This is a genomic window from Sphingomonas sp. UYEF23 (assembly GCF_040546165.1).
Classification (GTDB): domain Bacteria; phylum Pseudomonadota; class Alphaproteobacteria; order Sphingomonadales; family Sphingomonadaceae; genus Sphingomonas; species Sphingomonas glacialis.
Genome location: NZ_JBEPNG010000003.1, coordinates 463109 through 488478 on the forward strand (window position 1 = coordinate 463109; position 25370 = coordinate 488478).

Consider the following 25370-nt stretch of genomic DNA (forward strand, 5'->3'; position numbering starts at 1 on the left):
GCGGGCGTCGTGAAAGCCAATCTCAGCCAGCTGACGCGCGCGATCGACAGCGGCAACCCCGACATCCGGCTTTACGTGCTCTACGGCCCCGATGAAGCGGGCGCGCGCGACATAGCGGCGCGTGTCGCGCGCGCGCTCGGGCCCGATGCCGAGCGTGTCGATCTCGAGCCCGCTCTGCTCAAGGCCAATCCCGGGCGGCTTGCCGACGAAGCCGCGTCGATGTCGCTGTTCGGCACCGCCCGCCACATCCGCGTCGCGGGCGCGGGCGAGGAAAGCGTTGCGGCGGCGACCTTGCTGCTCTCGGCCGAGCGCGCGGGCAATCCCGTCGTCCTGCTCGCGCCCAGCGCCAAGGCGACATCAGCGCTGGTCAAGCTTGCGACGGGCGACCCGCGCGCAATGTCGTGCGTGTTCTACGTCCCCGAGGGCGGCGAGGCCGACAAGATCGCGACGAGCATCGCGCGCGAACAGGGCCTGCGCACGATGGGCGGGACGGCGGCGCGAATCGCGCTCGCCGCGGCGGGCGACCGCGCGGTAATGACGCGCGAGCTCGAGAAGATCGCGCTCTATCTCGACGCCGCGCCCGAGCGGCCACGCGAGCTCGACGATGCCGCGCTCGATGCGATCGGCGCGGATCTCGGTGATTCGGAAATGTCGCGCGCGATCGATGCGGCGATCGGCGGCGGGCCCGACGTGCTCGGCGAGGAACTGGCGCGGCTCGCGGTCGCGGGCGTCTCGCCGATCCCGTTGCTGCGACAGCTCGTGCGCCGCCTGATGAGTCTCGCCGAACTGCGCGCCGAGATCGACAATGGCGCGAACATCAACAGCGTGATCGAACGCGTCTTCTTCCGCGAACGCGCGGCGACCGCGGCGGCGCTGCGGATCTGGTCGGCACCCAAGATCAGCGACGCGATCGACCGCGTCCGCCGCGCCGAACGCGCGACGATGGCGCCGTCCAATGCGGGAACCGTCCTGTCGGACGCAGCGATGCTCGGCGTTGCGCGGATGGCGGCGCGGCAGCGCGGTTAAGCGCCCGGCGGCAACGCCCAGTCGATCGTGCCGCGTCCGTGCGCGGTGAGAAACGCGTTGGCGGCGGAGAAAGGACGGCTGCCGAAAAAGCCGGTATAAGCCGACAAAGGCGAGGGATGCGCCGCCTTGAGCACGAGGTGCCGGCCACCCTGCGTCACGTCCTGAACGAACGCCGCCTTCTTCTGCGCGTGCGCGCCCCACAGCACGAACACGGTGGGATCGGGCGACGCCGCCACCACGCGGATCACTGCGTCGGTAAACCGCTCCCAGCCGCGCTTCTGGTGCGAGGCAGCGGCGCCCATCCGCACCGTCAGCACCGCGTTGAGCAACAACACGCCCTGCGCTGCCCATCCGTCGAGCAGGCCGTGCGGGGCAGGTGCGATGCCGAGATCGGCGTCGAGCTCCTTGTAGATGTTGCGGAGACTCGGCGGGATTCGTACGCCGTTCGGGACCGAGAAGCTCAATCCGTGTGCCTGGCCCGGCCCATGATACGGATCCTGCCCGAGGATCACGACGCGCACCGCTTCGGGCGGCGTCAGTTCGAGCGCGCGAAACCAATCGGCGCGGGCCGGGAAGATCTCGGTTCCCGCTGCCTGCTCGGCATCGAGGAAGGCATCGAGCGCCTGCATGTACGGCTGCGCGACGTCGCCCGCCAACGCGTCGCGCCAGCGCGGAGGCAACGGCTGCATCGTCGTCCCGTCAGCGCTTGCGGACGAACTCGGCGCGCAGCACGAGGCCCTTGATACCCTCGTAACGACAATCGATTTCCTGCGCGTCTCCGGTCAGCCGGATCGCCTTGATCAGCGTGCCGCGCTTGAGCGTCTGCCCGGCGCCCTTGACGGTGAGATCTTTGATCAGCGTGACCTGATCGCCGTCCGCGAGCACGTTGCCGACCGAATCGCGGACGACGACGGTATCGTCTGCCGCGGCGGCTGGCGCGTCGGCCGCGGCGACCCATTCGCCGCTGGCTTCGTCATAGATATAGCTGTCGGTGTCGCTCATGTTCAGCTCTTGATCGTGACCATCGGGACAGGCTGGCCCTTGCTGGTCGGGTTCGAGGCATTGGCCTTGGGCGCTTTCTCGGCCTTGGGCTTGCGCACTTCCTTGTTCGATTTCTTCTGGCTCTTCGCCATGACGGTTCCTGACCGGGGCGAAAGGCCCCGCCCAACCCTAGCGCCAAAGCGCGGGGGGACCCGCATCAATTCGGACACGCGCGGGTTGATCGCGTGCGCCACGATCGAGGACGGATCGCGGCGCCTTGTGTGGCGGGCGCCCGTTACCCTGCGGCCGGACGCTGGTCGCCTTTGCGTCCGGCACTCCCCAACAATCGCTCAGTACGACCCCGGGACCTGGCGCTGCCCGGAGTCGGGATGGTCGGGCGTCATCAGTTCGAGCGCGGCGGTATCGGCGCGGAACGAGCGCGCCGCGACGCTGCTCGTCGCGGCAGCGGTGATCGGGGTGCAGCTGCGCCCGGCGAGATAATCGAGCGCGGCGCGCGTCGAGCTTTCGAGCGGGCTCCCCATTTGATGGGTGATGTCATCATTTGCCTGGCAGCTGGCCTCGACGATGCTGCGCACGCCATCATAATAGGCGCCCTGGCGGTTGGCATTTTGCAGTGCGAAGGCGATGACGCGGAGCCGATCGTCGCATTGCGGGCGGTCGAGCGCGATCTGCCCGACGGGCTTGCCATAAGTGTTGGTGCCGATCAGCCCGACATTGGCGCGCAGATACGGAATCTGCGCCGCGAGGACGAGCTCGCTCGCCGAGGCGGTGCCCGCCGTCCCGATAAACGCGATTTTGGTCGGCGTGATCGATTGCGGCTGCGGCGCGAAGAACGCGGTCGTGTTGTTCGCGGACTTCTCGGGCCGGAAGGTCATGTAGTCGATCACGTCCGACGTCGCGCGGTTCGCGCCGAGCAGATTGCTCATCAACTCGGCGATCGAGACCAGTCCGCCGCCATTGTAGCGCAGATCGATGATGACGTTGGTGATCCCGGCGGTGCGGAACGACGCGAAGGCCGCCCGCAGCGCGGGGTCGGCTGTCGAGATGAAGGTCCGCAGGTTGATATAGCCGACCTGGCGGCCGCCATCGTTGATGATCTGCGCGCCGTAGCGGCTCGAGACCGGCGTGAGCGCGAAATCGGTCTTGCTGAGCGTCACAGTGCGCGTCCCGCCGGCGTCGTTGATCCGGAGCAGCCGCGTCGTTCCGGCGGTGTTGGGGCCGAGCGCATCGCTTACCCCCGCGCTCCCTTGCGTGGCGATGATCGAATCGACCGTGCGGAGATCCGCCGTTGTCGTACCGATCGCAAGGATCTCGGTTCCGCGATCGATTCCGGCGGCGAGCGCGGGGGTGCCCTCGAAGGTTTCCGCGCTGAACGCGCGCCGCGCGGTCGAATCGATCGCCAGACGGAAGCCGAAGCCGGCGCTCGCGCCGCTGTCGTAAAACGCGGTCTCACTCGCGATCGAGGTGAGGTACGTGAAATAGCGGTCCTTGCGCTGCGCCCGCGCCGTTGCCGTCAGCGCGTCGACATAGTCGCTGACCGTCGCATACGGCGTCGGGTCGAGCACGGCGGGCAGCGTATCGGGGAACAGATACCATTCGCGCAGCTGGGCTGCCGCCCAATCCTGGCGGTCGCGCAGCGAACAGCCCGCGACGGTGGTTGGGGTCGGGGTGGGTGTCGGCGCGGGAGTCGATGCGGTCGGGCTCGAGGTCGACCCGCCTCCGCCGCCACCGCCACCACTGCAGGCCGAGAGCAAGGCGGCAAGCGCCAGACAGTGGGTCACGCTGCGCCGCTTCGTCATCAACAACTCCCCCAAAGAAGAGCAGCTTAAGGGCCTGTATCGACCTTGTCAGTCCGAAAATGCGAGGGCGTCGAAAGACACGCGGTTGCCCGCTCCCGATCAGGCGATCGGGGCGAGCGACACGGCGGTCGAGGCCAGAAGGGCGGTGAGCATGAATGCGGCGACGAGCGAGACGGCGACGCGTTGGAGCGATTCGAAACGGTCGGTCATGATGGAGGTCCCTTTGCAATCTGGCGCTCCGGACCATCCGAAGCGTCGATGCCAAGACCTTTGCATGCGCCGTGCCAGATCAATAAAAGCATAAAAAACAACCTTATAGCGTAGCGCTTCGCAAGGTTTCGGAAGGTCGCGTCGGAATTTGCGCCAAAGATCGGCCTATATTGCTATGCTAGGCGGACTTGATTCCGGCCGCCGTCCTTTGCCGCGTAGAGCAGCTTGTCGGCGCGCCCGAATACGGCGCCGAGCGGCTCTCCGACGTCGGCCGGCGACAGCCCGGCGGAGAAGGTGACCGCGCCAAGCGGCGTGTCGGTCTCGCGCAATCGGTAGCGTTTGGCATCGACGGTGAGTCGCGCCGATTCGAGCGTCGTGTGGGCCGTTGCGAGATCGACGTTCGAGAACAGGATCACGAATTCCTCGCCGCCGTAGCGTGCGACGAAATGGCCGTCGCAGGCCGTGCTCAACGCCTCGGCGATCGCCTTGAGCACGCGGTCGCCGACCGAATGGCCGAACTGATCGTTGACGCGCTTGAAGCGATCGACGTCGCACACCGCGAGGCACAGCCGGGTGCCGCGCGCCATGTGCTCGGCAAACGCCTCTTCGAACGCGCGGCGGTTGGGAAGTCCGGTCAGCGGGTCGCGGCGGGCGTCGCCGCGCGCTTCCTCAAGCTTCTCGCGCAATTGGTCGGCCTCGGACGTCGCCGCCTGCAAGCGCGCTTCGGCCGATCGCACGCGATCGAGCATCACCGCGGTCAGCCGAACCAAGTCGTCGCTGTTCGCGCTGCCCTGCATCGCCGTTGCGCTCGCGGCGAGATCGCGTCCGAAATCGGCGGTCTCGGCGCGCATCGAGCGGACCATGTCGGTGAAGCCCTCGACCTGCATCTGGGTCTGCGCGACGAGTCCGTCGGACGGAGCGGGATCGTTCGACGATTCGGCGTGGCCGCCGCCAAGCGTCTCGATGTCGCGCGTCGACAAGCGGATCCCGCCCTCGGTCATCGTCCCGACCGACTGGGCGAGCACGCCGGTGGGATTGCACACCACCTCGTGTGCGAACGCGTAATGCGCCGGGTCGGCGCTCAGGCGGTGCAGCGTCAGGAACGCACGGACGCAATCGAAGACCTGCGCAGCACGATCTTCGGCTGCAACGAGCCGTGTGCTCCTCGCTAGACCCATCGCTGTCAAAGCCCCTCAGCATCATGTGCCACACGCGGTGGCCAGTCCTGCCTTTCTACACGCCAACTGCTAAAATTGGGTGACTGGCCGTTCGCACAGAAACGCGGGGCGTCAGCGACGTGATGGCTGGCGAAACCCCGCCAGCCGCTTTAGGCAAATGCGGATGCGCGTCACCGACACCGATCTCGCCCTTGCTGCTGCCCTTGCCGATGCGGCGGGCGCGGCGATCCGACCCTATTACCGTGCCGATCACGGGCTCGAGGCGAAGGACGATGCCTCGCCCGTGACGCTCGCCGACCGCGCCGCCGAGGCGGCGATGCGGGCGCTGATCGAGCGCGCTTTTCCCGCCGATGCCATCATCGGCGAGGAATATGGCACCAAGGAGGGCACGAGTGGGCGCGCCTGGGTGCTCGACCCGATCGACGGGACGCGCGCGTTCATTTCCGGGCGGCCGATCTTCGGGACGCTGATCGCGCTGGTGATCGAGGGCTGGCCGATGATGGGGGTGATCGACCAGCCGATCCTGCGCGAACGCTGGACCGGCGTGATGGGCAAGCCGACGCTGTTCAACGGCAAGCCCGCCGCGACGCGGCGCTGCGCCGATCTCGGCAAGGCGTTGCTCGCGACGACTTCGCCCGCTTTGTTCGACGATTCGCAGCTCCATGCCTTCGAGCATCTCGACGGCGCGGTGATGAGCACCGTGCTCGGCGGCGATTGCTATAACTATGGCTGCGTCGCGAGCGGCTGGCTCGACGTGGTGGTCGAGGCGCAGCTGAAGCTGCACGATTTCGCCGCCTTGGTGCCGGTGGTCGAGGGTGCGGGCGGGCGGATGTGCGACTGGCAGGGCAACCCGCTCACCGCCGATTCGGTCGGCGAGGTCGTCGCGGCGGGCGATCCGGCGCGGATCGAGGAGATTCTCGAGGCGCTCGCCTGCCGCGGGCATTGAGGTTGCGACGAACCGAGGGGTGGTTGACTCGATTGACCCCTGGGCGGAATTCGAACGGGGGGATCGTTTCGAATTTTGTGCTGATCTGTGAGGGGCGTGAGCGTCCGCATCGGGGCCGGGCGTGTCGCGCCGGGTGATCCGACTTGGACGATGTCAAAGAGCCCGTCCCGCATAGCAGATTCGCGGCTTGTAGGACAGCGCGGGCGCATTGCCGCCTTGCGTTTTGCGCGACTCTCGCTTAAGCGCCGCCCCTCCTGCGAGTAAGAGGAACTGCCCGGCCGGTATGGGCTGCCGTGGCCGTTCATAGATCGTCGCATATTTGGAAAGGACGAAAATGCCCAAACTCAAGACGAAGAGCGGCGTCAAGAAGCGCTTCAAGCTCACCGCAACCGGCCTGCTGAAGCACGGCGTCGCCGGCAAGCGTCACCGACTGATGAGCCACAACAGCAAGTACATCCGTCAGAACCGCGGCACCAAGCTGCTGTCCAAGGCCGATACGGCAACCGTCAAGGCGTGGGCGCCTTACGGTCTCGGCTGAGCGGAAGGAATTAGAGAATGGCACGCGTAAAACGGGGTGTAACCACCCACGCAAAGCACAAGCGGATCCTCAATCTGGCGAAGGGCTATTATGGCCGTCGCAAGAACACGATCCGTATCGCCCGTCAGGCGGTCGAAAAGGCCGGCCAGTACGCTTATCGCGATCGCAAGGTTAAGAAGCGCAACTTCCGTGCGCTCTGGATCCAGCGCATCAACGCGGCTGTCCGCGTCGAGGGCCTCACTTACGGCGTGTTCATGCACGGCCTGAAGCTCGCCGGCGTCGAACTCGACCGCAAGGTCCTCGCCGATCTGGCGATGCACGAGGCTGCCGCGTTTAGCGTCATCATCGCGCAGGCAAAGGCGGCTCTGCCCCAGGCCGCCTGAGGCGACCTGCTGCGAGACAGATCGGGGCGTCGGTGGCAACACCGGCGCCCTTTCTTTTTGGCCTCCTTTAGCCGTCATCCCCGCGCAGGCGGGGATCCATAAGGTCGAGCGCCAGCGCAAACGTGCTATCGTTGCGGCAATGGGTCCCCGCCTTCGCGGGAATGACGGAAATGGGGGAGCGGGACGTGGAAAAGCAGCCGTGCGTCTACATCATGGCCAGCGGCCGGTGCGGCACGCTGTACATCGGCGTTACCTCCAACCTGATCGGCCGGCTGCAGCAACACCGCGCAGGGTTGATCAAGGGCTTCACCTCCCGCTACGGCGTCGTCCGGCTGGTCCATTTCGAGATGGCCGATACGATGGAAGCGGCGATCTCGCGCGAGAAGCAGCTCAAGAAGTGGAATCGGGACTGGAAGCTCAATCTAATCGAGCAGGACAATCCCGACTGGACGGACCTTGCGATCGGACTGGGCCTGCCGGCCACGGTCGCGCTAATGGATTCCCGCCTGCGCGGGAATGACGGAGAAACTCTTGGCTGACCTCGCCTCTATCGAAGCCTCGCTGCCGGCGATCGGCCAAGCGAATACGACCGAACTCGAAGCCATGCGCGTCGGACTGCTCGGCAAGCAGGGCAGCGTGACCGCGCTGCTCAAGACGTTAGGCGGCATGTCGCCCGACGAGCGGCAGGTGCAGGGGCCGCGCATCCAGGGCCTGAGCGAGGCGGTCACGACCGCGATCACGACGCGCAAGGCTGCGCTCGACCGCGCCGAGCTCGACGCGCGGCTCGCCAGCGAAACGCTCGACATGACGCTCCCCGCCGACGTCGCGCCGCACGGTTCGGTCCATCCGGTCAGCCAGGTGATGGACGAGCTCGCCGAGATCTTCGCCGATTTGGGCTTCGCGGTCGCGACCGGGCCCGAGATCGAGGACCAGTGGCACAATTTCACCGCGCTCAACATGCCCGAGAGCCATCCCGCGCGCGCGATGCACGACACTTTCTACCTGCAGGCGGGTGAGGGCGAAGAGGCCAAGGTGCTGCGCACGCATACCTCGCCGGTGCAGATCCGCACGATGATGTCGCAGGAACCGCCGATTCGGATCATCGCGCCGGGCCGCGTCTATCGCTCGGACTGGGACGCGACGCACACGCCGATGTTCCACCAGATCGAGGGGCTGGTGATCGACAAGGGGATCACGCTCGGCCATCTCAAATGGACGCTCGAGACCTTCCTCAAGGCGTTTTTCGAGCGCGACGACATCGTGCTCCGCCTGCGCCCGAGCTACTTCCCGTTCACCGAGCCGTCGGCCGAAGTCGATGTCGGGTACACCACGGTCAAGGGCCGCCGTACGCTCGGCGGTTCGGAAGGCTGGATGGAGCTGCTCGGCAGCGGGATGGTGCATCCCAAGGTGATCGAAGCGTGCGGGCTCGATCCCAAGGAGTGGCAGGGCTTCGCCTTCGGGGTCGGGGTCGATCGGCTGGCGATGCTCAAATACGGGATGGACGATCTGCGGCCGTTCTTCGAGGGCGATGCGCGCTGGTTGAAGCATTATGGTTTCTCGGCACTCGACGTGCCCACGCTGAGCCAGGGAGTCGGCGCATGAAGGTCACCCTCGACTGGCTCAAGCAGCATATCGACACCGACGCATCGCTCGACACGATCGTCGAGACGCTGACGCGCATCGGCCTCGAGGTCGAAGGCGTCGAGAATCCGGGTGCCACGCTTGTCGCGTTCAAGGTGGCCAAGGTGCTCAGCGCCGCGCCGCATCCGCAGGCGGACAAGTTGCAAGTGCTCTCGGTCGACGCCGGCGATGGCCCGCTCCAGGTCGTGTGCGGTGCACCTAACGCGCGCGCCGGGATGCTCGGCGTGTTCGGCCCGTCAGGCGCGACGGTGCCGTCGAACGGCATGGTGTTGAAGGTCACCGCGATCCGTGGGGTCGAATCGAACGGCATGATGTGCTCGACGCGCGAGCTCGAGCTGGGCGAGGACCATGACGGCATCATCGAGCTCCCCGCCGATGCGCCGATCGGCATGGCCTATCCCGATTATGCCGGGCTGAACGATCCGGTGATCGACATCAACGTGCTCCCCAACCGCCCCGATTGCATGAGCGTGCGCGGGATCGCGCTCGATCTGGTCGTCGCCGGGTTGGGGACGGCCAAGCCGTTGGCCTATGCCCCGGTCGAGGGCGTGGGCGAGGGCCCCGACGTGCGCACCGACGATGCAGCGGGTTGCCCCGCTTTCTTCGGGCAGAGCGTCAGCGGGCTGACCAATGGCGAGGCGCCCGAGTGGATGCGTCGCCGCCTCACCGCGATCGGCCAGCGGCCGATCTCGACGCTGGTCGACATCACCAATTACGTGATGTTCGATCTCGGGCGGCCGCTCCACGTCTATGACCGCGCCAAGCTCTCGGGCGGGCTCGTCGCGCGCAAGGCGGCAGCGGGCGAGCAGGTCGTCGCACTCAACGGCAAGACCTACAGCCTTGCCGAGACGATGACGGTGATCGCCGACGCGGCGCACGTCCACGACATCGGCGGCATCATGGGCGGCGAGGATTCGGGCGTTTCGGCCGAGACCACCGACGTCATCATCGAATGCGCCTATTTCGACCCCGAGAGCATCGCGCGCAACGGCCAGGCGCTGATGCTGACCTCCGACGCGCGCTCGCGCTTCGAGCGGGGCGTCGATCCGGCGTTCCTCGAGGAGGGGCTGGCGATCGCGACGCGGCTGGTGCTCGATCTGTGCGGCGGCGCCGCGAGCGCGCCGACCTATTCGGGTGCGCCGCCGCTCGAGCGCAAGCGGATCGCTTATGATCCGGCGCTCGCGGAAACGCTCGGTGGCCTCGCGGTGGCAGAAGATCGCCAGCGCGCGATCCTGACCGCGCTCGGTTTCACCGTCGAGAGCGACTGGACCGTGTTGCCGCCGCCGGCGCGGCGCGACGTCGATGGCCCGGCCGATCTGGTCGAGGAAATCATCCGCATCGAGGGCATCGATTCGGTCGCCCCCGTGCCGCTCCCGCGCGCGGCGGGTGTCGCAAAGCCGACCGCCACGCCCGAGCAGCGCCTCGAAAGCCGCGCGCGCCGCGCTGCCGCCGCGCGCGGGCTCAACGAGACGCTGACGTGGAGCTTCCTGTCGGACGCGCAGGCGAGCGCGATCGGTGGCGGCGCCTGGACGCTCGCCAATCCGATCAGCGAGGAACTGAAGGTCATGCGGCCGTCGCTGCTACCCGGCCTGTTCTCGGCGGCCGAGCGCAACATGAAGCGCGGTGCGGCGGGCGTGCGGCTGTTCGAGATCGGGCGCCGCTATTTGGCGGGCGGCGAGCATCCGACGCTTGGTGTCGTGCTTGCGGGCGAGAATCGCGCGCGCGGCTGGCAGGAGGGCAAGGCGAAGGCGTTCGACGCGTTCGATGCCAAGGCCGAGGCGCTCGCGCTGCTCGCCGCGATCGGCGCACCGGTCGAGAATCTGCAGGTGATGGGGGATGGGGGCTCAGCGTGGCATCCGGGCCAGTCGGGCACGCTCCGGCTCGGGCCGAAGACGGTGCTTGCGGCGTTCGGGATGGTCCATCCGCTGACGCTGCGCGCGTTCGATCTCGACGGGCCGGTGGCGGCGGTCGAGCTGTATCTCGATGCGCTTCCGGCGAAGCGGTCGACTGGCTTCGCGCGGGCGGCCTATGCGCCGCCGGCGTTGCAGGCGGTGCGGCGCGACTTCGCGTTTCTGGTGCCTGAGGTGCTTGCTGCCGATGCGCTGGTGCGTGCGGTCAAGGGTGCGGACAAGGCGAGCATCGTCGCGGCGCGGCTGTTCGACGTGTTCACCGGCACGGGGGTCGAGCCGGGGCATAAGAGCCTGGGTGTCGAAGTGACGCTTCAACCGGGCGAGAAGAGTTTTGCCGAGGCCGATCTCAAGGCGATCGCCGACAAGGTGGTTGGCGCGGCGGCGAAGCTGGGGGCAAGTTTGCGCGGCTGATTCCGACTACCGACCGTCACCCCGGCCTTGTGCCGGGGGCCACCGTCGTCCGAGTGCTTCGGGCTGCTGCGTTCGCGGCACGGTGGACCCCGGGACGAGCCCGGGGTGACGGTGGGAGGTTTATCTCCTGTCTCATCGAGGATGCTGTCGATGCCTGAAGCTGCCCTGATCGAAATCGGCTCGGCCGAACTGTCCGCCGCGATCAACCCGTACGGCGCCGAACTCACGCATCTGCGCGACGCCGAGGGCCGCGAACTGATGACCGACGCCAACCCGGCGTTCTGGACCGGCCATGCGCCGATCCTGTTCCCGGTCGTCGGCGCGCTCAACGACGACACGCTGCGCCTCGATGGCGAGAGCTACACGCTCGGCAAGCACGGTTTCGCTCGCCGCAGCACCTTCGCGGTGGTCGAGCACAGCGCGACTCGCGCGGTGTTCCTGCTCGAGGACAGCGCCGAGACGCTTGCGGTGTATCCGCGCAAGTTCGCGCTGCGGCTGACCTACGCGATCGAGGGCGCCACGCTCGCGATCACCGCCGAAATCGAGAATCGCGAGCGCGAGCGCACGCTGCCGGCAAGCTTCGGCTTCCACCCAGCCTTCGCCTGGCCGCTGCCGTATGGCGCGCCGCGCGCCGACCACCGCATCGTCTTCGCCGCCGATGAGCCCGAGGCGCTGCGTGCGCTCACCCCCGGCGGGCTGATCGTCGCGCAGCAGCGGCCCACGCCGCTCGAGGGGGGCAGGCTCGCGCTGCGCGATGCCCTGTTCGAGCAGGACGCGCTGATCTGGGACGCGGTGCGGTCGCAGAGCGTGCGCTATGGCGCCGAGACCGGCCCGCAGCTGCGCGTCGATTTCCCCGATACGCCGATGCTCGGCATCTGGACCAAGCCCGGCGCGGCGTACGTCTGCATCGAGCCGTGGCACGGCATCGCCGACCCCGCGGGCTTCACCGGCGATTTCACCGCCAAGCCCGGCGTGTTTGCGCTCGCACCCGGCGAAACGAAGACCATCGCGATGCACGTGACGCTGGAGCCGTAAAGCGCTATCGCCGCGCAGATGAATCACACGTCCGACCGCCGCACCTTCGCGATCATCTCTCACCCCGACGCCGGCAAGACCACGCTGACCGAAAAGCTGTTGCTGTTCGGTGGCGCGATCCATCTGGCGGGGGAAGTGAAAGCGCGCGGGCAGAACCGCCGTGCGCGCTCGGACTGGATGAAGATCGAGCAGCAGCGCGGCATCTCGGTCACCTCGTCGGTGATGACCTTCGAGCGGAACGGCCTGACCTTCAACTTGCTCGACACGCCGGGCCACGAGGACTTTTCGGAGGACACCTACCGCACGCTGACCGCGGTCGATTCGGCGGTGATGGTGATCGACGCCGCGCGCGGTATCGAGGCGCAGACGCGCAAACTGTTCGAGGTGTGCCGGCTGCGTTCGGTGCCGATCATCACCTTCGTCAACAAGGTCGATCGCGAGGGGCGTCCGCCGTTCGACCTGCTCGACGAGATCGCCGAGATGCTCCAGTTGGACGTCACGCCGATGAGCTGGCCGGTCGGCATGGGCAGCGATTTCGAGGGGGTGTACGATCTCCACGCCAACAGCCTCAGCCAGCCCGAGGGGCCGAGCCGCGAGTTCATGGGCAAGGCCTTGAGCTTCACCGGGCTCGACGATCCCGCGCTCGCCAAGACGCTGAGCCCGGCGGGGCTGAAGCTGCTTCAGGACGAAACCGAGCTCGCGCTCGGCGGCTATGGCGCGTTCGATGTCGAAGCGTATCGCGGCGGCGACCAGACGCCGGTCTATTTCGGATCGGCGCTCAAGGAATTCGGCGTTGCCGAGCTGATCGACGCGCTCGGCCGCCACGCGCCGGGCCCGCGCCCGCAGCCGGCCGAGCCCGCCGAGGTTTTGCCAGAACGTGCGGACGTCACCGGCTTCGTGTTCAAGGTCCAGGCGAATATGGACCCCAACCACCGCGATCGCATCGCGTTCATGCGGCTGTGCTCGGGCACCTTCAAGCGCGGCATGAAGCTGACCCCGACCGGGCACGGCAAGCCGATCGCGATCCACTCGCCGATCCTGTTCTTCGCGCGCGAGCGCGAGCTCGCCGACGAGGCGTTTCCGGGCGACATCATCGGCATCCCCAACCACGGCACGCTGCGCGTGGGGGACACGCTGTCCGAGCGCGCCGACGTGCGCTTCACCGGGCTGCCCAATTTCGCGCCGGAAATCCTGCGGCGTGTCGCGTTGAAGGATCCGACCAAGACCAAGCAGCTTCGGAAAGCGCTCGACGACATGGCCGAGGAGGGGGTGACGCAGGTCTTCTATCCCGAGATCGGGTCGAACTGGATCATCGGCGTGGTCGGGCAGCTCCAGCTCGAGGTGCTGCTGAGCCGGCTCGAGGCGGAGTATAAGGTCGATGCGGGGCTCGAAATGGCGCCGTACGACACCGCGCGCTGGGTTTCGGCGGCGGATCCGGCCGACCTCAAGGCGTTCATGGACCTCAACCGTACGGCGATGGCGAAGGACCGCGACAACAATCCGGTCTATCTGGCGAAGACGGCGTGGGACGTCGGCTATGTCGCCGACCGCTACCCCAAGGTGAAATTCGCGGCGACGCGCGAGCGTTAAGCGCGCTCGTCGACCCAGTCGCGGCGCAGCGACGGGACTGCGAAGAGGACGAGGGCAGCCGCCAGGACATAGAAGCCGAGGCAGCCGACCGCGGCGTAGCGCAGCGATTCGACGCCGCTCGTGGCCTTGAGGTGATCCGACAGGCCACCCATCAGGATCGGCCCGACGCCGAGCCCGATCAGATTGTTGATGAACAGGAAGCTGCCCGACGCGGTCGCGCGCATCGGTGGCGGCACGAGGTGCTGGACCGCCGTCGCAACGGGCCCGAGCCACAGGATGTTGAGCGCGTTGGGAATCAGCAGCAGCGGCCACGCCACCCACGGATTGGGCGCGAGCAGACCGAGCGCGTACATCGGCGCGGTGATCGCCCAGGCGATCGCGGGGAGCCTCGCATACCAGCCGCGGTCGCTCCGCCCGAGCCGGTCGGCGAGCCAGCCGCCCGCGAATACGCCGCCGACGCCGCCGATCAGCAGCAGCGATCCCATGAACTGGCCTGTCTCGATCAGGCTGAAATGGAAGCTGCGAATCAGCACCGAGGGCGCCCACAGCGCGAGGCCATAGCCGCACAGCGAGCTGAACGACGCCCCGAAGGCGAGCAGCCAGAAGGCGGGTTTGCGCGCGAGGATGGCGAACACCGCGCTCACCGGCACCGCATCCTGCGCGCTCACCAAGGGCCGTGGCACGTCGCGCACCAGCCAGCGGAACAGCGGCGCGACCACGATCCCCGCCGCGCCGACCGCGATGAACGCGGTCTGCCAATTGACCAGCGCGGCGATATACCCGCCGAGCAGCACGCCGCCCGCAAGCCCGATCGGAATGCCGAGCGAATAGACCGCGAGTGCACGCGCGCGGCGTTCGGGCGGGAAATAATCGGAGATCAGCGCATAAGACGGCGCAACCCCGCCCGCCTCGCCGACGCCGACGCCGAGCCGGTAGAAGAAGAGTTGCCAATAGCCCGTCGCCGTCCCGCACAGAGCGGTGAAGCCGCTCCACACGATCAGCGACCACATCACCACGCCGCTGCGGCTGGTACGGTCTGCAAGGAAGGCGAGCGGCACGCCGAGCACCGAATAGAGGATCGCGAAGGCGAGCCCGCCGACCGCGCCGAACTGCGCGTCGCTCAGATGCAGGTCGGCCTTGATCGGCGTCGCCAGGATGCTGAGGATCTGGCGGTCGAGAAAGTTGAACGTGTAGACCACGAGCAACATCGCCAGGACGAGGCGCGCCCGGGCAGGGGAGCGGGGGGCGGGCGCGGCGGTCATGGTCATATCCCCGAATCATCGCACCGGCCGCGTGCGCAACGCAAGCGGCCGGTGCGCGATAGTCTGGCGGTCAGAAGCGCGCGGTGATCGTGCCGAACACTTGCCGCGGATTGCCGTAGAAGGCGGTGGCGATGCCTTCCTTGCCGAGCGTCGGCGTATAGCGCCCGGCAGCGTTCAGGATCGGCACCCCGGCGAGCGTCGAGCTGATATATTGGTAGCCCGACGTCTTGTAATGCTTGTCGGTGATGTTCTTGGCGTGGACGCCGATCGAATAGCGCCCCTTGCCGAAGGTGTAGGTCAAGTTCGCGTCCCACAGCGCATAGCCCGGCTGGTCGAGGAACGGGCTCGCGGTCTCGAACTGGTGCGTCAGGCTGCGATACGACAGCGTGGTCGAGGCGTTGATGCGGCCCGGGCCGGTCGGGATGTTGGCCGACAGCGTACCCGACGCGGTCCAGTCGGGCGTATTCTGGAAGACGCGGACATTGGCGACGTCGGTGCCAGTCGGGCCGATGAAACGATCGTATTTGGCGTCGATATAGCCGAGCGTTCCGGCGAGCGACACGTTCGATCCGGCGCCGGCGAAATCGCGCGCGAGCACCGCGTTCGATTCGAGCTCGATGCCCTTGATCGTCGCCTTGGCGGCGTTGGTGGTGATGCCGCAGAACGACTGTACTCCGCCGATGATGCAGCCGACCGAGCCCGGCACCTGGACGTTGCTGTAGTTCGAATAGAAGCCGTCGAGCGCGAAGGTCAGGCGCTTGTCGAACACCGAACCCTTCCAGCCGATCTCGTAGCTCTTCACCACCTCGGGCTTGAACAGCAGGTAGTTGTAGATTTCCTGGTAGCTGCGCACGCCGTCCTGGTTGACGTCGGGCGCCGAGGTGCCCGAGCCGCGCGGATCGAACCCGCCGCCCTTGAAGCCTTCCGAATAGGACGCATAGAGCAAGTGGTCGGCGCTCGGCTTGAAGCTGAGCGAGGCGCGCGGGGTGAAGCGCTTGAACTTGGCGGTGCCGTTGAAATTGGTCGACGGCGCGCCGACGATCGTCGGGTTTCCGCCGAATTCCGAGGTCAGGCCGAAATAGCTCGCCTTGAAGATGAACGACCGACGCTCGTCCCAGGTATAGCGCCCGCCGAGCGACAGGCTGAGCTTGGGCGTGAAATCATAGGTGAAGTCGCCGAAGATCGAGTGCGTCTCGGTCCGCACGTCGCCCGCGGTATAGGCGTCGAAATTGGCGAGCGTCGTCGAGAGCAGCACGTCGAACCCCGTCGAGGCCTTCGCGCCGAGATAGTAATAGCCGATCAGCCCGTTGAGCGTGTCGCTCTTGTAGGCCAGCTGGAATTCCTGGCTGGTCTGCTCGTTGCGATAGACCGCGGGCACGTCGACATCGACCGCGGGGAGCGCGTCGAAATCGATCGGGGTGAACGAACGATCCTTGCGGAACGCGCTGATGCTCTTGATCGTGAGATGATCGCTCAGTTCGCCGGTCGCGACCATCGACAGGCCGCCCGCCTGGATGTTCTGTTTTGGCGTGTTGAGCCCGGCGCGGGTGTCGAACGGGTTGGACTGGACGGGCGTGTTGGTCAGCAGGCTGGTGATCAGGCGCGAGCCGTTGCGCGCGTTCGACTTGTCCTCGGTATAGTCGCCGGTCAGGCGCAGGCTCATCCGGCTGTCGGGCGATTCGAATTCGATCGTGCCGCGGCCCGCCCAGAGGTTCTTGTTGTAATTGTCGATGCCGAGGTTGGTGTTGCGCCCGAACCCGTCGCGCGTCAGCCGCGCGCCGGCCACGCCGACCTTGAACAGCGAACCGATCGGGGTCGACAGGCTGACGATGCCGTCGGCCTGGTTGTACGAGCCGTAGCTCGCCTTGAGGCTCGCCTCGGGGCTGTCGGGCAAGCGCTTGGTGACATATTTCACCGCGCCGCCGATCGTGTTGCGGCCGTAGAGTGTGCCCTGCGGGCCGCGCAGCACTTCGATCCGCTCGACGTCATAGATGTCGAGCACCGCCGCCTGCGGGCGGTTGAGATAGACGTCGTCGAGATAGATGCCGATGCCCGCCTCGAAGCCGGGGACGGGATCCTGCTGGCCGACGCCGCGGATGAAGGCGGCGAGCGTCGAGTTGGTGCCGCGCGCATTCTTGAGCGTGGTGTTGGGGGTGACATTCTGGATGTCGGTGAGATCGACCGCGCCGGTCTTCTCGAGCCGATCGGCCGAGAAAGCGGTCACCGCGATCGGCACGTTGAGCAGCGTCTCCTCGCGGCGGCGCGCGGTGACGACGATCTCGCCCGACGCGGTTTCGTCGGCCTGCGGCTGGCCGGCGGGGGCAGGTGCAGGCGCGGTCTGGGCGGTGGCGGGGAGGGCGGTCGATCCCGCAAAGGCGGCGCCGGCAAAGAGCAAAGCGCGCACGGACTTCAGGCGTGTCATCAATCATCCCCTCCTGCGGCGCATCCAGATGGCCCGATATCGTCCGGGTTGTGCGCGCGTTACGAAGGCTATACTGAAACCTGAACCGGGTTTCAACTTGAGAAATGACAGGCACCATGGCGGACGCACCCGTCGCTCCGGCGACCAGCCCATCAGCCGCAAGTGAAGGCAAGGCGCCGCGTACCGAACGCGGGCGCAAGACGCTGCGCGCGATCCTCGACGCGGCGGCGGTCGAATTCGGCGAGCGCGGGTTTCACGACGCATCGGTGAGCGGGATCACGCGCCGCGCGGGCGTCGCGCTCGGGAGTTTCTACACCTATTTCGATTCGAAGGACGCGGTGTTCCGTGCGCTGGTGCGCGACATGTCGGATCAGGTACGCGACCGAGTCGCGCCCGCGATTCGCGCCGCGCCCGACCAGATTGCGGCCGAGCGCGCTGGCTTACGCGAGTTCGTCGCGTTCGTGCGCGGGCACAAGGAGATCTACCGGATCATCGACGAGGCCGAGTTCGTCGATCCGGCGTCGTTCAAGCTGCATTATGCGACGACCGCCGAGCGGATCGCGGCACGGCTCAAGGCGGGCGCCGAGCGCGGCGAGATCCGCAGCGATGTGTCCGAGGTCCATGCCTGGGCGATCATGGGGATGAACGTGTTCCTCGGCCTGCGCTACGGCGTGTGGGAGGAGGATCTGACGCTCGACACGATCGCCGATACGGTTGCCGAGATGCTCGCGCGCGGGCTCGCGCCCTAGCGCGCGCTATCCGCGACGAGCGCTGCCGCAAGCGAGTCGCGGACAGCGCGGACCGCATCGCCCGTTGCGCTCGCGGGGCTGACGGGTACGGCTTCGGCGGTCTTGCGGCCACCTGCGAGCGCTTGTTGCACGCCGCGGATGGTGTAGCCGTCGCGGTTGAGCATCGTCGCGATCCGCTCGACGAGCGCGACATCCTCGGGGCGATAATAGCGGCGGTTGCCCGCGCGCTGGAGCGGGCGCAATTGCGGAAAGCGCGTTTCCCAATAGCGCAGGATATGCTGCGGCAGCCCGGTATCGCGCGCGAGCTCGCCGATCGTGCGATAGGCACCTGCGGCCTTGTCGCCGGACACCTTTTCGCCCGACGCCTTCTCTCCAGTCGCCTGTTCCCCGGCCCGCACGGGCGGCACCGTCATGCGATGGATCAGTCGGCTTCGACGATGCGGTCGCGCATCATCTGGCTGGCGCGGAAGGTCAGCACGCGGCGCGGCGCGATCGGCACTTCGATGCCCGTCTTGGGGTTGCGGCCGATGCGTTCACCCTTGTCGCGCAGCACGAAGGTGCCGAAGCCCGAAATCTTGACGTTGTCGCCCTGGGCGAGCGCGCTGCACATGTGATGCAGGATCTGCTCGACCATCTTCGATGAATCGGTACGCGAGAGGCCGACATTGTGATGCAGTGCTTCGGCCAGATCGGCGCGCGTCAAGGTTCCCGCAGCTTCCATCGAAACGTTCCCACAAAAACACCAAGACCCTTACGCTATCATAACAAAGCAGGTGGGAAAAGGTCTTTGCCCCCGATGTTTAACAATTATCAGAACCGAACGACCGCTGCCCCCCAGGTAAAACCGCCGCCCATCGCCTCGAGGACGATCACGTCACCTTGCGTAATTCGTCCGTCCTTGACTGCGGTGTCGAGCGCGAGCGGTACGGACGCTGCCGAAGTGTTGGCATGCTGATCGACCGTAACGATGACCTTCTCCGGCGCGAGATGAAGCTTGCGTGCCGTAGCGTCGAGGATGCGCGCATTGGCTTGATGCGGCACGACCCAATCGACGTCGGCGGCGGTCAGCCCGGCGCGGTCGAGCGTCTCGGTCATGACCGAGGCGAGGTTGACGACGGCGTGGCGGAACACCTCGCGGCCCTTCATCCGGACCTTGCCGACCGTCCCGGTTGTGGAGGGACCGCCATCGACATAGAGCATCTCGTTGTGGCGACCGTCGGCGTGCAGCCGCATCGCGAGGATGCCGCGCCCTTCGTTCCCGGTGTCGCCATTTTCCTGCGCCTCGAGCACCACCGCGCCGGCGCCATCGCCGAACAGTACGCACGTCGCGCGGTCTTCCCAGTCGAGGATCCGGCTGAAGGTTTCCGCGCCGATCACCAAAGCGCGCTTGGCGGCGCCGCTGCGCAGCATGCTGTCGGCGACCTGGAGCGCGTAGAGGAAGCCCGAGCAGACCGCCGCCACGTCGAAGGCAACGCAATCGTCGATGCCGAGCATCGCCTGCACCTTGGTGGCGCTCGACGGGAAGGTCTGGTCGGGGGTCGCGGTCGCGAGCACGATCAGGTCGATCTCGTGCGCCGAGATCCCGGCCGCGCCGAGCGCTGCGCGGCACGCGTCGGCGGCGAGCGTTGCCGTCGTCTCGTCAGGCCCGGCGATATGGCGGAAGCGGATGCCGGTGCGCTCGACGATCCATTCGTCCGACGTATCGACGGTTTCGGCCAGTTCGGCATTGGAGACGCGGCGCGCTGGCAGCGCCGATCCGGTCCCGATGATGACGCTACGCACTGACATAGGGGGCATTACGCTGCCTTTTTCTCGAAATCGCCTAGATCCTCGGCGATGCGCCGGGTCAGATCGTCGCGTACCATCTTCGCCGCCGCCGCGATCGCGGTGCACACGCCGATCTCGTTGGCGCCGCCATGGCTCTTTACCACCAACCCATTGAGCCCGAGAAACACGGCACCATTATGGTTGTTCGGGTCGAGATGATGGCGCAGCAATTCGGTCGCCGGGCGCGAGATCAGGAAGCCGATCTTCGAGCGTGTCGACGAACGGAACGCGCGCTTGAGCAGATCGGCGACGAAGCGCGCGGTCCCCTCGGCGGTCTTGAGCGCGATATTGCCCGAGAAGCCATCGCACACGATCACGTCGACATCGCCGCGCGAGAGCTTGTCGCCCTCGATAAAGCCGGTGAAATCGAGCGGGAGGTGCGTTGCCGCACGCAAGGCCGTGGCCGCGTCGCGAATCGTCTCGGTCCCCTTCTGGTCCTCGCTGCCGATGTTGAGCAGCGCGACGCGTGGTCGTGCGAGGTCGAGCGTGGTGCGGGCGTACGCCGCGCCCATCACCGCGAACTGGATGAGATTGCGCGAATCGCACTCGGTATTGGCGCCGAGATCGAGCACGACGGTGTCGTTGGCACCGAGCGAGGGCATCAGCCCGGCGAGCGCGGGGCGGTCGATCCCGGGGATCATCCGCAGCGACAGCTTCGACATCGCCATCAGCGCGCCGGTATTGCCGCTCGACACGCACGCGGCGGCACGGCCTTGCTTGACCATGTCGATCGCGATTCCCATCGACGTGGTCTTGGCACGGCGCAGCGCCTGGCTCGGCTTCTCAGCCGAGCCGATCACGTCGGATGCATGGACGATCTCGGAATGCGCGCTGAGGTTGGGGTGATCCTTCAGCCCAGCCGCGATCGCGCTTTCGTCACCGACGAGAATGAAGCGCATGTCCTCGAACCGGCGGCGCGCACGCGCAACGCCGGCGAGCATCACCGCCAGGCCTTCATCGCCGCCCATCGCATCGATTGCGATCCGGGAGCTGTTCGTCACGCTGGTCGCTCCCTGTTCAACTAGACGGGCGATGCGTCGAATCAGCCTTCGACCGAGAGAATCTCGCGGCCGTTATAGTGTCCGCACGACGGGCACAGATTGTGCGGGCGCTTCAGTTCGCCGCAGTTCGGGCATTCCTGGAACGACGCAACCGTCAGCGAATCGTGGCTGCGACGCATGCCGCGCTTGGACGGCGTGGTTTTTCTTTTGGGGACGGCCATTTTGGCGAAACCTTATACGTGTCTGACAGGTGCGATACGCCCGGTCCGGGCTCTTACGCAACCAACGCCTGAGGCTGGCCGCGCGAGCGGCACCGATGCCAGACAGATCGCGAAGATCGCGGCCTATAGCGATTCCCCACGGCGTTGCAAGCTTGTGCATGGGGTGCCAGGGTCTCCGCCGAGATGGTTTAGTGACTTTTGGGGGTATCGATGGGACCAATTCTTTTGCCGATCGCGCTGGTAAGCGCCGGCGCCGCGGCGATTCTCAACCTGTGGCTGGCGATGCGCACCGGGGCGATTCGCCGCCAGACCAAGGTCAGCATCGGCGATGGCGGAAACGAGGCGCTGATTCGCCGGATGCGCGCGCACGCCAATTTCATCGAATCGGCGCCGTTCATCCTCATTCTGATCGCGCTGATCGAATTCACCAACGGCACGAGCCTGTGGCTGTGGGTGGCAAGCGTGCTGTTCGTGCTCGCACGCGTGGCGCATGCGCTCGGCATGGACGGGATGCGGCTCGGGCGCGAGCTGGGGACGCTGGTGACCTTCGCCTTGCTGCTCGGGCTCGGCGGGTACGCCGTGACGCTGCCGTTCGTGGCGCCTGCGGTGCATGGCGTGCCGGCGGTCAGCGCGGTGCCAGCGGGGTAAGCCGCGGCATAGCGTCGCGGTACGGAATGTACGCAGCAGCATCCTCACCGGATGTTTACCGATTTTCGTGCATTGCGGTGCCCTCACCCGGGGGGATCCGACCACGATGACCGAAATGCCGAGCGCACATGCCTTCGCGCCCAACGCCGTAACCGCGACAGCGCCCTGTATCGGCATGGTGTTCGAAATCGCCGGGTCGAGCAGCCTGGTGATGCTCGATGCGCTGGCGCTCGACGCGACGGTGGGCAGTGCCGATCCGGTGATTGCCACCGCCGGGTCGGTCGGCAGCCAGATCAAGATGCGCGTCGGCGGGACGTGGCTGATCGCCAATATCCGCTCGCTCAAGCTGATCGACGGGCATGACGACCGGATCGCCGCGACGGTCGACTTCCTCGGCGAGGGCGACGAGGAGAAGCTCACCGGCAAGCTCTACAAGTTCCGCCGCGGCGTGACGCGCTATCCGACTCCGGGCTGCGCGGTATACCCGGTCTCGACCACCGACCTGCGGCAGATCTATTCGGCCGACGACCGCGCGAATATCGAGATCGGCACGGTCTATCCGACCAAGGACATCCGCGCCGCGCTGTATGTCGATGCGATGCTCGGCAAGCATTTCGCGCTGCTCGGCAGCACCGGCACGGGCAAGTCGACCAGCGCCGCGCTGATCCTCCACCGCATCTGCGAGCTCAGCCCGCAGGGGCATATCGTGATGATCGATCCGCACGGCGAATATGCCGCGGCATTCAAGGGTAATGGTGCGATCTACGACGTGTCGAATCTGCAAATGCCGTATTGGCTGATGAACTTCGAGGAACATTGCGAGGTGTTCGTCACCTCGTCGGGGTCGGAGAAGCAGATCGACGCCGACATCCTCGCCAAATGCCTGCTGATGGCGCGCGCCAAGGGGCGGCTGGGCCAGGAGATCGGCAAGCTGACGGTCGATGCGCCGGTGCCCTATCTGCTGAGCGACCTGACCAATCTGATCGGCCTCGAAATGGGCAAGATGGACCGCGCCGGTGACACCGCGCCGTATCTGCGGTTGCGCACCAAGATCGACGAGATCAAGGCCGATCCGCGCTACGGCTTCATGTTCTCCGGCATGCTCGTCGCCGATACGATGGCGGGCTTCATCGAACGCGTGTTCCGCTTGCCGGGCGACGGCAAGCCGATTTCGATCATCGACGTGTCGGGCGTGCCGAGCGAGATCACCTCGGTGGTGGTCGCGGTGCTCAGCCGGATGGTGTTCGATTTCGCGATCTGGTCGCGCGGCGAGCCGCAGCGGCCGATCCTGCTCGTCTGCGAGGAAGCGCATCGCTACATCCCCGCCGGCAATGGCGACGGATCGAGCGTCGGGCGGATCCTCTCGCGAATCGCCAAGGAGGGGCGCAAATACGGCGTCTCGCTCGGGCTGATCACGCAGCGGCCGTCGGATCTGGCCGAGGGTGTGCTCTCGCAATGCGGTACGATCATCGCGATGCGGCTCAACAACGATCGCGACCAGGCGTTCGTCCGCGCGGCGATGCCCGAGGGCGCGCGCGGCTTCCTCGATTCGATCCCGGCCTTGCGCAACCGCGAGTGCATCATCTGCGGCGAGGGCGTCGCGATCCCGATCCGCGTCTCGTTCGATTCGCTCGCCGACGACAAGCGGCCGGCGTCGGACGATCCGCTCTTCTCGCAATTGTGGCGCCAGACCGGCGGCGAAGGCGAGATCATCGCGCGGACCTTGAAGCGCTGGCGAGCGCAAGGGCGGTAGGCGGCTGCGTCATGCCGGACGTGATCCGGCATCCAGGCGTGCGATCGGTGTTACAGGGTGCGGCTGGCGGCTCGTACGGACCCCGGATCGAACCGGTGACGCGGCTTACGCGCCCGGCTTGACCGCGAGCAGGCTGGCAACCTTCGCCTTGAACGCGCGCAATTGCTCGCCCGACAGCGTCGCCACGCTCGAGAAGGAGAAGCCGCGCGGATTGACCGCGACGCCGCCGCGCAGCACTTCCCAGTGGAGATGCGGGCCGGTCGACATGCCGCTATTGCCCGAATAGCCGATCACCTCGCCGCGGGACACATGCTGCCCGGGGCGCGTCGCGAAGCGGCTGAGATGGCCGTAATGCGTCTCGATCCCGCCGCCATGCGACAGCTTGATGAAATTGCCATACCCGCCGCTGCGCCCGGCATAGGTGATCGTGCCGTCGGCGGGGGCGTGGATCGGCGTGCCCCACGCGGTGCCGATGTCGATGCCCTTGTGCATCCGCGTGAAGCCGAGCAGCGGGTGGAAGCGCATGCCAAAGCTCGAGGTGATCCGCGCCATCGATACCGGCATGGTGAACATGCCCTGCCGCTCGGACTGGCCGCTCGCTTCGTACCAGGTGCCGTCGGTCCATTGCACGAGCTGCGTCTTGGCGGCGCCGTGGTCGAGCCCGGCGAACAGCAGATTGCCGAGCTGCGTTTCGCCCGTCGCGGCACGCTTGCGCTCGATCACCAGGTCGTACGAATCGTCGCGCCCGACGCGGCCGATCGCGAACTTGCTCGCAATCGCCTTGATGTACGTCTCGACCAGTTTGACCGGCACGCCGGCGGCGCGCGCCGAGCGGTACAGGCTGCTGCCGACCGGGCCCTGGATGCGCAGCGGGGTCGTGTCGATCGCGATCGATTGCTTGGTCAGCACGAGCTGGTCGCCGACGCGCTTGAGCGTCAGCTGCTCGTCGAAGCGGGCGCGCAAGGCGAGCGCCTCGAGCGGGCGTGCGACGCTGCGATTGGGGCGGCGGCCGAGCGTCATCGGGACTTGCGTGCCGGGTTTCAGATCGCCGAGCGGAACCGAGCTCGCGATCAGCGCGACGGCGTTTTGCGCATCGCGTTCGGATACGCCGGCGCGCTGGAGCATGTCGCCGAAACTGTCACCCTGGCCGACGGTCGCGGTGCGGTCCTCGACCGGGCGTTCGGGGGCTTCGGCGAGCGGGACGACCAGGTCGTTCGACGCCATGTGCCGCCCGCTGTTCGCGCCGAGCGCGAGCGGCAGGATCGCTTGCGCGCGGGCTTCGTCACGGTCGGCGCCAGTCAGCGGTGCGGGGATCGCGCCCAGGATCGGGCGAGTGATCGGCGGGGCGATCGCGATCGCGGTGGCGCACAGAGCGGCGCAGGTCGCAGTACCGCGCCACCAGTCGAGCGAGCCGATCCGCGATCCGAGATCGGGAACCCAATCGATATGCAGCGCGGCGGCGCGCAGTTTTTCGAAGCGGGTGCGCTCGGCATTGGGCACGAGCGCGCGACCGAAGGAGATGGCGGCGGTGCCGCCAGCCTGGTCGAGCCCATGATCGTTACGCAAGAACAAGGATTCGCGCCCCCGAGAAATCGATACACGCTGCTCGTTCCGCCCCGCAGCATGGAGCCAAATGACTGTGGTGCCAAAACCCTAAAGTCAAATTAACCCCGCCCTTGGAAAGCGCGCAGAACGCCGATGCGTTGCCGCGCTGCGACGAGATGGAGAAACGCTGTGTTAGGCAGCGCTTTAGCGTGGTTAACGCGGCCGCTGCAGATCGTATTTTTGCCTAGTGGTTGCACTTAGGTGCCCGGCACG

Annotated in this window: 25 protein-coding genes; 12 read left to right on the forward strand and 13 right to left on the reverse strand. The window is 66.8% G+C overall.

The window, feature by feature from the left end:
* Nucleotides 1-9: 9 nt before the first annotated feature.
* Nucleotides 10-1026: a DNA polymerase III subunit delta gene (locus tag ABIB28_RS08365; protein WP_133191106.1), complete on the forward strand. Its 1017-nt coding sequence runs from the start codon at nucleotides 10-12 to the stop codon at nucleotides 1024-1026.
* On the opposite strand, the gene ung is transcribed toward ABIB28_RS08365, so the two are convergent.
* From ung to ABIB28_RS08390, 5 genes are all read right to left on the reverse strand, one after another.
* Nucleotides 1023-1715, reverse strand: coding sequence for a uracil-DNA glycosylase (gene ung / locus ABIB28_RS08370; protein ID WP_189676571.1), 693 nt, complete (start codon nucleotides 1713-1715; stop codon nucleotides 1023-1025). The genes ABIB28_RS08365 and ung overlap by 4 nt on opposite strands.
* 10 nt (nucleotides 1716-1725) lie before the next feature.
* Complete coding sequence (locus ABIB28_RS08375) at nucleotides 1726-2028, reverse strand: alkylphosphonate utilization protein (RefSeq protein ID WP_229839393.1); 303 nt, start codon at nucleotides 2026-2028, stop codon at nucleotides 1726-1728.
* Between the two features lie 2 nt (nucleotides 2029-2030).
* Nucleotides 2031-2159 carry a hypothetical protein gene (locus ABIB28_RS08380; protein ID WP_268249508.1) on the reverse strand — a complete coding sequence of 43 codons (129 nt, stop codon included), beginning with the start codon at nucleotides 2157-2159 and terminating at the stop codon, nucleotides 2031-2033.
* A gap of 198 nt (nucleotides 2160-2357) precedes the next feature.
* Nucleotides 2358-3827 carry a S41 family peptidase gene (locus tag ABIB28_RS08385; protein ID WP_354287748.1) on the reverse strand — a complete coding sequence of 490 codons (1470 nt, stop codon included), beginning with the start codon at nucleotides 3825-3827 and terminating at the stop codon, nucleotides 2358-2360.
* A gap of 383 nt (nucleotides 3828-4210) precedes the next feature.
* Nucleotides 4211-5215, reverse strand: a complete 1005-nt coding sequence (locus tag ABIB28_RS08390) for a GGDEF domain-containing protein (protein ID WP_354287750.1) — start codon at nucleotides 5213-5215, stop codon at nucleotides 4211-4213.
* 163 nt (nucleotides 5216-5378) lie between these two features.
* Here ABIB28_RS08390 and hisN point away from each other — a divergent pair, with 163 nt between their 5' ends.
* From hisN to ABIB28_RS08430, 8 genes are all read left to right on the forward strand, one after another.
* Nucleotides 5379-6161 carry a histidinol-phosphatase gene (gene hisN / locus ABIB28_RS08395; protein ID WP_354287752.1) on the forward strand — a complete coding sequence of 261 codons (783 nt, stop codon included), beginning with the start codon at nucleotides 5379-5381 and terminating at the stop codon, nucleotides 6159-6161.
* Nucleotides 6162-6495: 334 nt separating this feature from the next.
* Complete coding sequence (gene rpmI / locus ABIB28_RS08400) at nucleotides 6496-6699, forward strand: 50S ribosomal protein L35 (RefSeq protein WP_010184218.1); 204 nt, start codon at nucleotides 6496-6498, stop codon at nucleotides 6697-6699.
* A 17-nt stretch (nucleotides 6700-6716) separates the two neighbouring features.
* Complete coding sequence (gene rplT / locus ABIB28_RS08405) at nucleotides 6717-7082, forward strand: 50S ribosomal protein L20 (RefSeq protein ID WP_010184217.1); 366 nt, start codon at nucleotides 6717-6719, stop codon at nucleotides 7080-7082.
* 185 nt (nucleotides 7083-7267) lie between these two features.
* Nucleotides 7268-7621 carry a GIY-YIG nuclease family protein gene (locus tag ABIB28_RS08410; RefSeq protein WP_272482934.1) on the forward strand — a complete coding sequence of 118 codons (354 nt, stop codon included), beginning with the start codon at nucleotides 7268-7270 and terminating at the stop codon, nucleotides 7619-7621.
* On the forward strand, nucleotides 7599-8684 hold the full coding sequence (gene pheS, locus ABIB28_RS08415) for a phenylalanine--tRNA ligase subunit alpha (protein ID WP_502958223.1): 1086 nt from the start codon (nucleotides 7599-7601) through the stop codon (nucleotides 8682-8684). The genes ABIB28_RS08410 and pheS overlap by 23 nt, the downstream gene beginning before the upstream one ends.
* Nucleotides 8681-11044, forward strand: a complete 2364-nt coding sequence (pheT, locus tag ABIB28_RS08420) for a phenylalanine--tRNA ligase subunit beta (RefSeq protein WP_354287758.1) — start codon at nucleotides 8681-8683, stop codon at nucleotides 11042-11044. Before pheS ends, pheT begins: the two co-directional genes overlap by 4 nt.
* Before the next feature lie 150 nt (nucleotides 11045-11194).
* Complete coding sequence (locus ABIB28_RS08425; RefSeq protein WP_354287759.1) at nucleotides 11195-12079, forward strand: aldose 1-epimerase family protein; 885 nt, start codon at nucleotides 11195-11197, stop codon at nucleotides 12077-12079.
* 18 nt (nucleotides 12080-12097) lie between these two features.
* Nucleotides 12098-13669: a peptide chain release factor 3 gene (locus tag ABIB28_RS08430; RefSeq protein WP_354287761.1), complete on the forward strand. Its 1572-nt coding sequence runs from the start codon at nucleotides 12098-12100 to the stop codon at nucleotides 13667-13669.
* Here the strand turns inward: ABIB28_RS08430 and ABIB28_RS08435 are convergent.
* Both ABIB28_RS08435 and ABIB28_RS08440 read right to left on the reverse strand, forming a co-directional pair.
* On the reverse strand, nucleotides 13666-14931 hold the full coding sequence (locus ABIB28_RS08435) for a spinster family MFS transporter (RefSeq protein WP_502958227.1): 1266 nt from the start codon (nucleotides 14929-14931) through the stop codon (nucleotides 13666-13668). The two genes, ABIB28_RS08430 and ABIB28_RS08435, sit on opposite strands and share 4 nt — an antisense overlap.
* A 70-nt stretch (nucleotides 14932-15001) precedes the next feature.
* A complete protein-coding gene (locus ABIB28_RS08440; protein ID WP_354287765.1) occupies nucleotides 15002-17353 on the reverse strand; it encodes a TonB-dependent receptor in 2352 nt (783 codons plus the stop codon).
* A gap of 116 nt (nucleotides 17354-17469) precedes the next feature.
* Between ABIB28_RS08440 and ABIB28_RS08445 the strand changes: the two genes are divergently transcribed.
* Nucleotides 17470-18102 carry a TetR/AcrR family transcriptional regulator gene (locus tag ABIB28_RS08445; protein WP_133191080.1) on the forward strand — a complete coding sequence of 211 codons (633 nt, stop codon included), beginning with the start codon at nucleotides 17470-17472 and terminating at the stop codon, nucleotides 18100-18102.
* On the opposite strand, the gene ABIB28_RS08450 is transcribed toward ABIB28_RS08445, so the two are convergent.
* From ABIB28_RS08450 to rpmF, 5 genes are all read right to left on the reverse strand, one after another.
* Entirely contained in the window at nucleotides 18099-18515 is a 417-nt protein-coding gene (locus ABIB28_RS08450) for a MerR family transcriptional regulator (protein ID WP_354287767.1), read from the reverse strand. The genes ABIB28_RS08445 and ABIB28_RS08450 overlap by 4 nt on opposite strands.
* Before the next feature lie 8 nt (nucleotides 18516-18523).
* The gene (locus ABIB28_RS08455) at nucleotides 18524-18823 is read right to left on the reverse strand and encodes an integration host factor subunit alpha (protein ID WP_133191076.1); all 300 of its coding nucleotides are present in this window, start codon (nucleotides 18821-18823) and stop codon (nucleotides 18524-18526) included.
* A gap of 89 nt (nucleotides 18824-18912) precedes the next feature.
* Complete coding sequence (locus ABIB28_RS08460; RefSeq protein ID WP_354287769.1) at nucleotides 18913-19890, reverse strand: beta-ketoacyl-ACP synthase III; 978 nt, start codon at nucleotides 19888-19890, stop codon at nucleotides 18913-18915.
* A gap of 8 nt (nucleotides 19891-19898) precedes the next feature.
* Entirely contained in the window at nucleotides 19899-20930 is a 1032-nt protein-coding gene (gene plsX / locus ABIB28_RS08465; RefSeq protein WP_133191072.1) for a phosphate acyltransferase PlsX, read from the reverse strand.
* Between the two features lie 41 nt (nucleotides 20931-20971).
* Nucleotides 20972-21151, reverse strand: a complete 180-nt coding sequence (rpmF, locus tag ABIB28_RS08470; RefSeq protein ID WP_010184208.1) for a 50S ribosomal protein L32 — start codon at nucleotides 21149-21151, stop codon at nucleotides 20972-20974.
* 210 nt (nucleotides 21152-21361) lie between these two features.
* Here rpmF and ABIB28_RS08475 point away from each other — a divergent pair, with 210 nt between their 5' ends.
* Nucleotides 21362-21799: an MAPEG family protein gene (locus ABIB28_RS08475; protein WP_354287771.1), complete on the forward strand. Its 438-nt coding sequence runs from the start codon at nucleotides 21362-21364 to the stop codon at nucleotides 21797-21799.
* A gap of 106 nt (nucleotides 21800-21905) precedes the next feature.
* Nucleotides 21906-23552 (forward strand): ATP-binding protein, encoded by a 1647-nt coding sequence (locus ABIB28_RS08480; protein ID WP_133191070.1) that lies wholly within the window; start codon nucleotides 21906-21908, stop codon nucleotides 23550-23552.
* 105 nt (nucleotides 23553-23657) lie between these two features.
* Here ABIB28_RS08480 and ABIB28_RS08485 read toward each other — a convergent pair whose 3' ends face one another.
* The gene (locus tag ABIB28_RS08485) at nucleotides 23658-25124 is read right to left on the reverse strand and encodes a M23 family metallopeptidase (RefSeq protein ID WP_354287773.1); all 1467 of its coding nucleotides are present in this window, start codon (nucleotides 25122-25124) and stop codon (nucleotides 23658-23660) included.
* Nucleotides 25125-25370 lie beyond the last annotated feature (246 nt).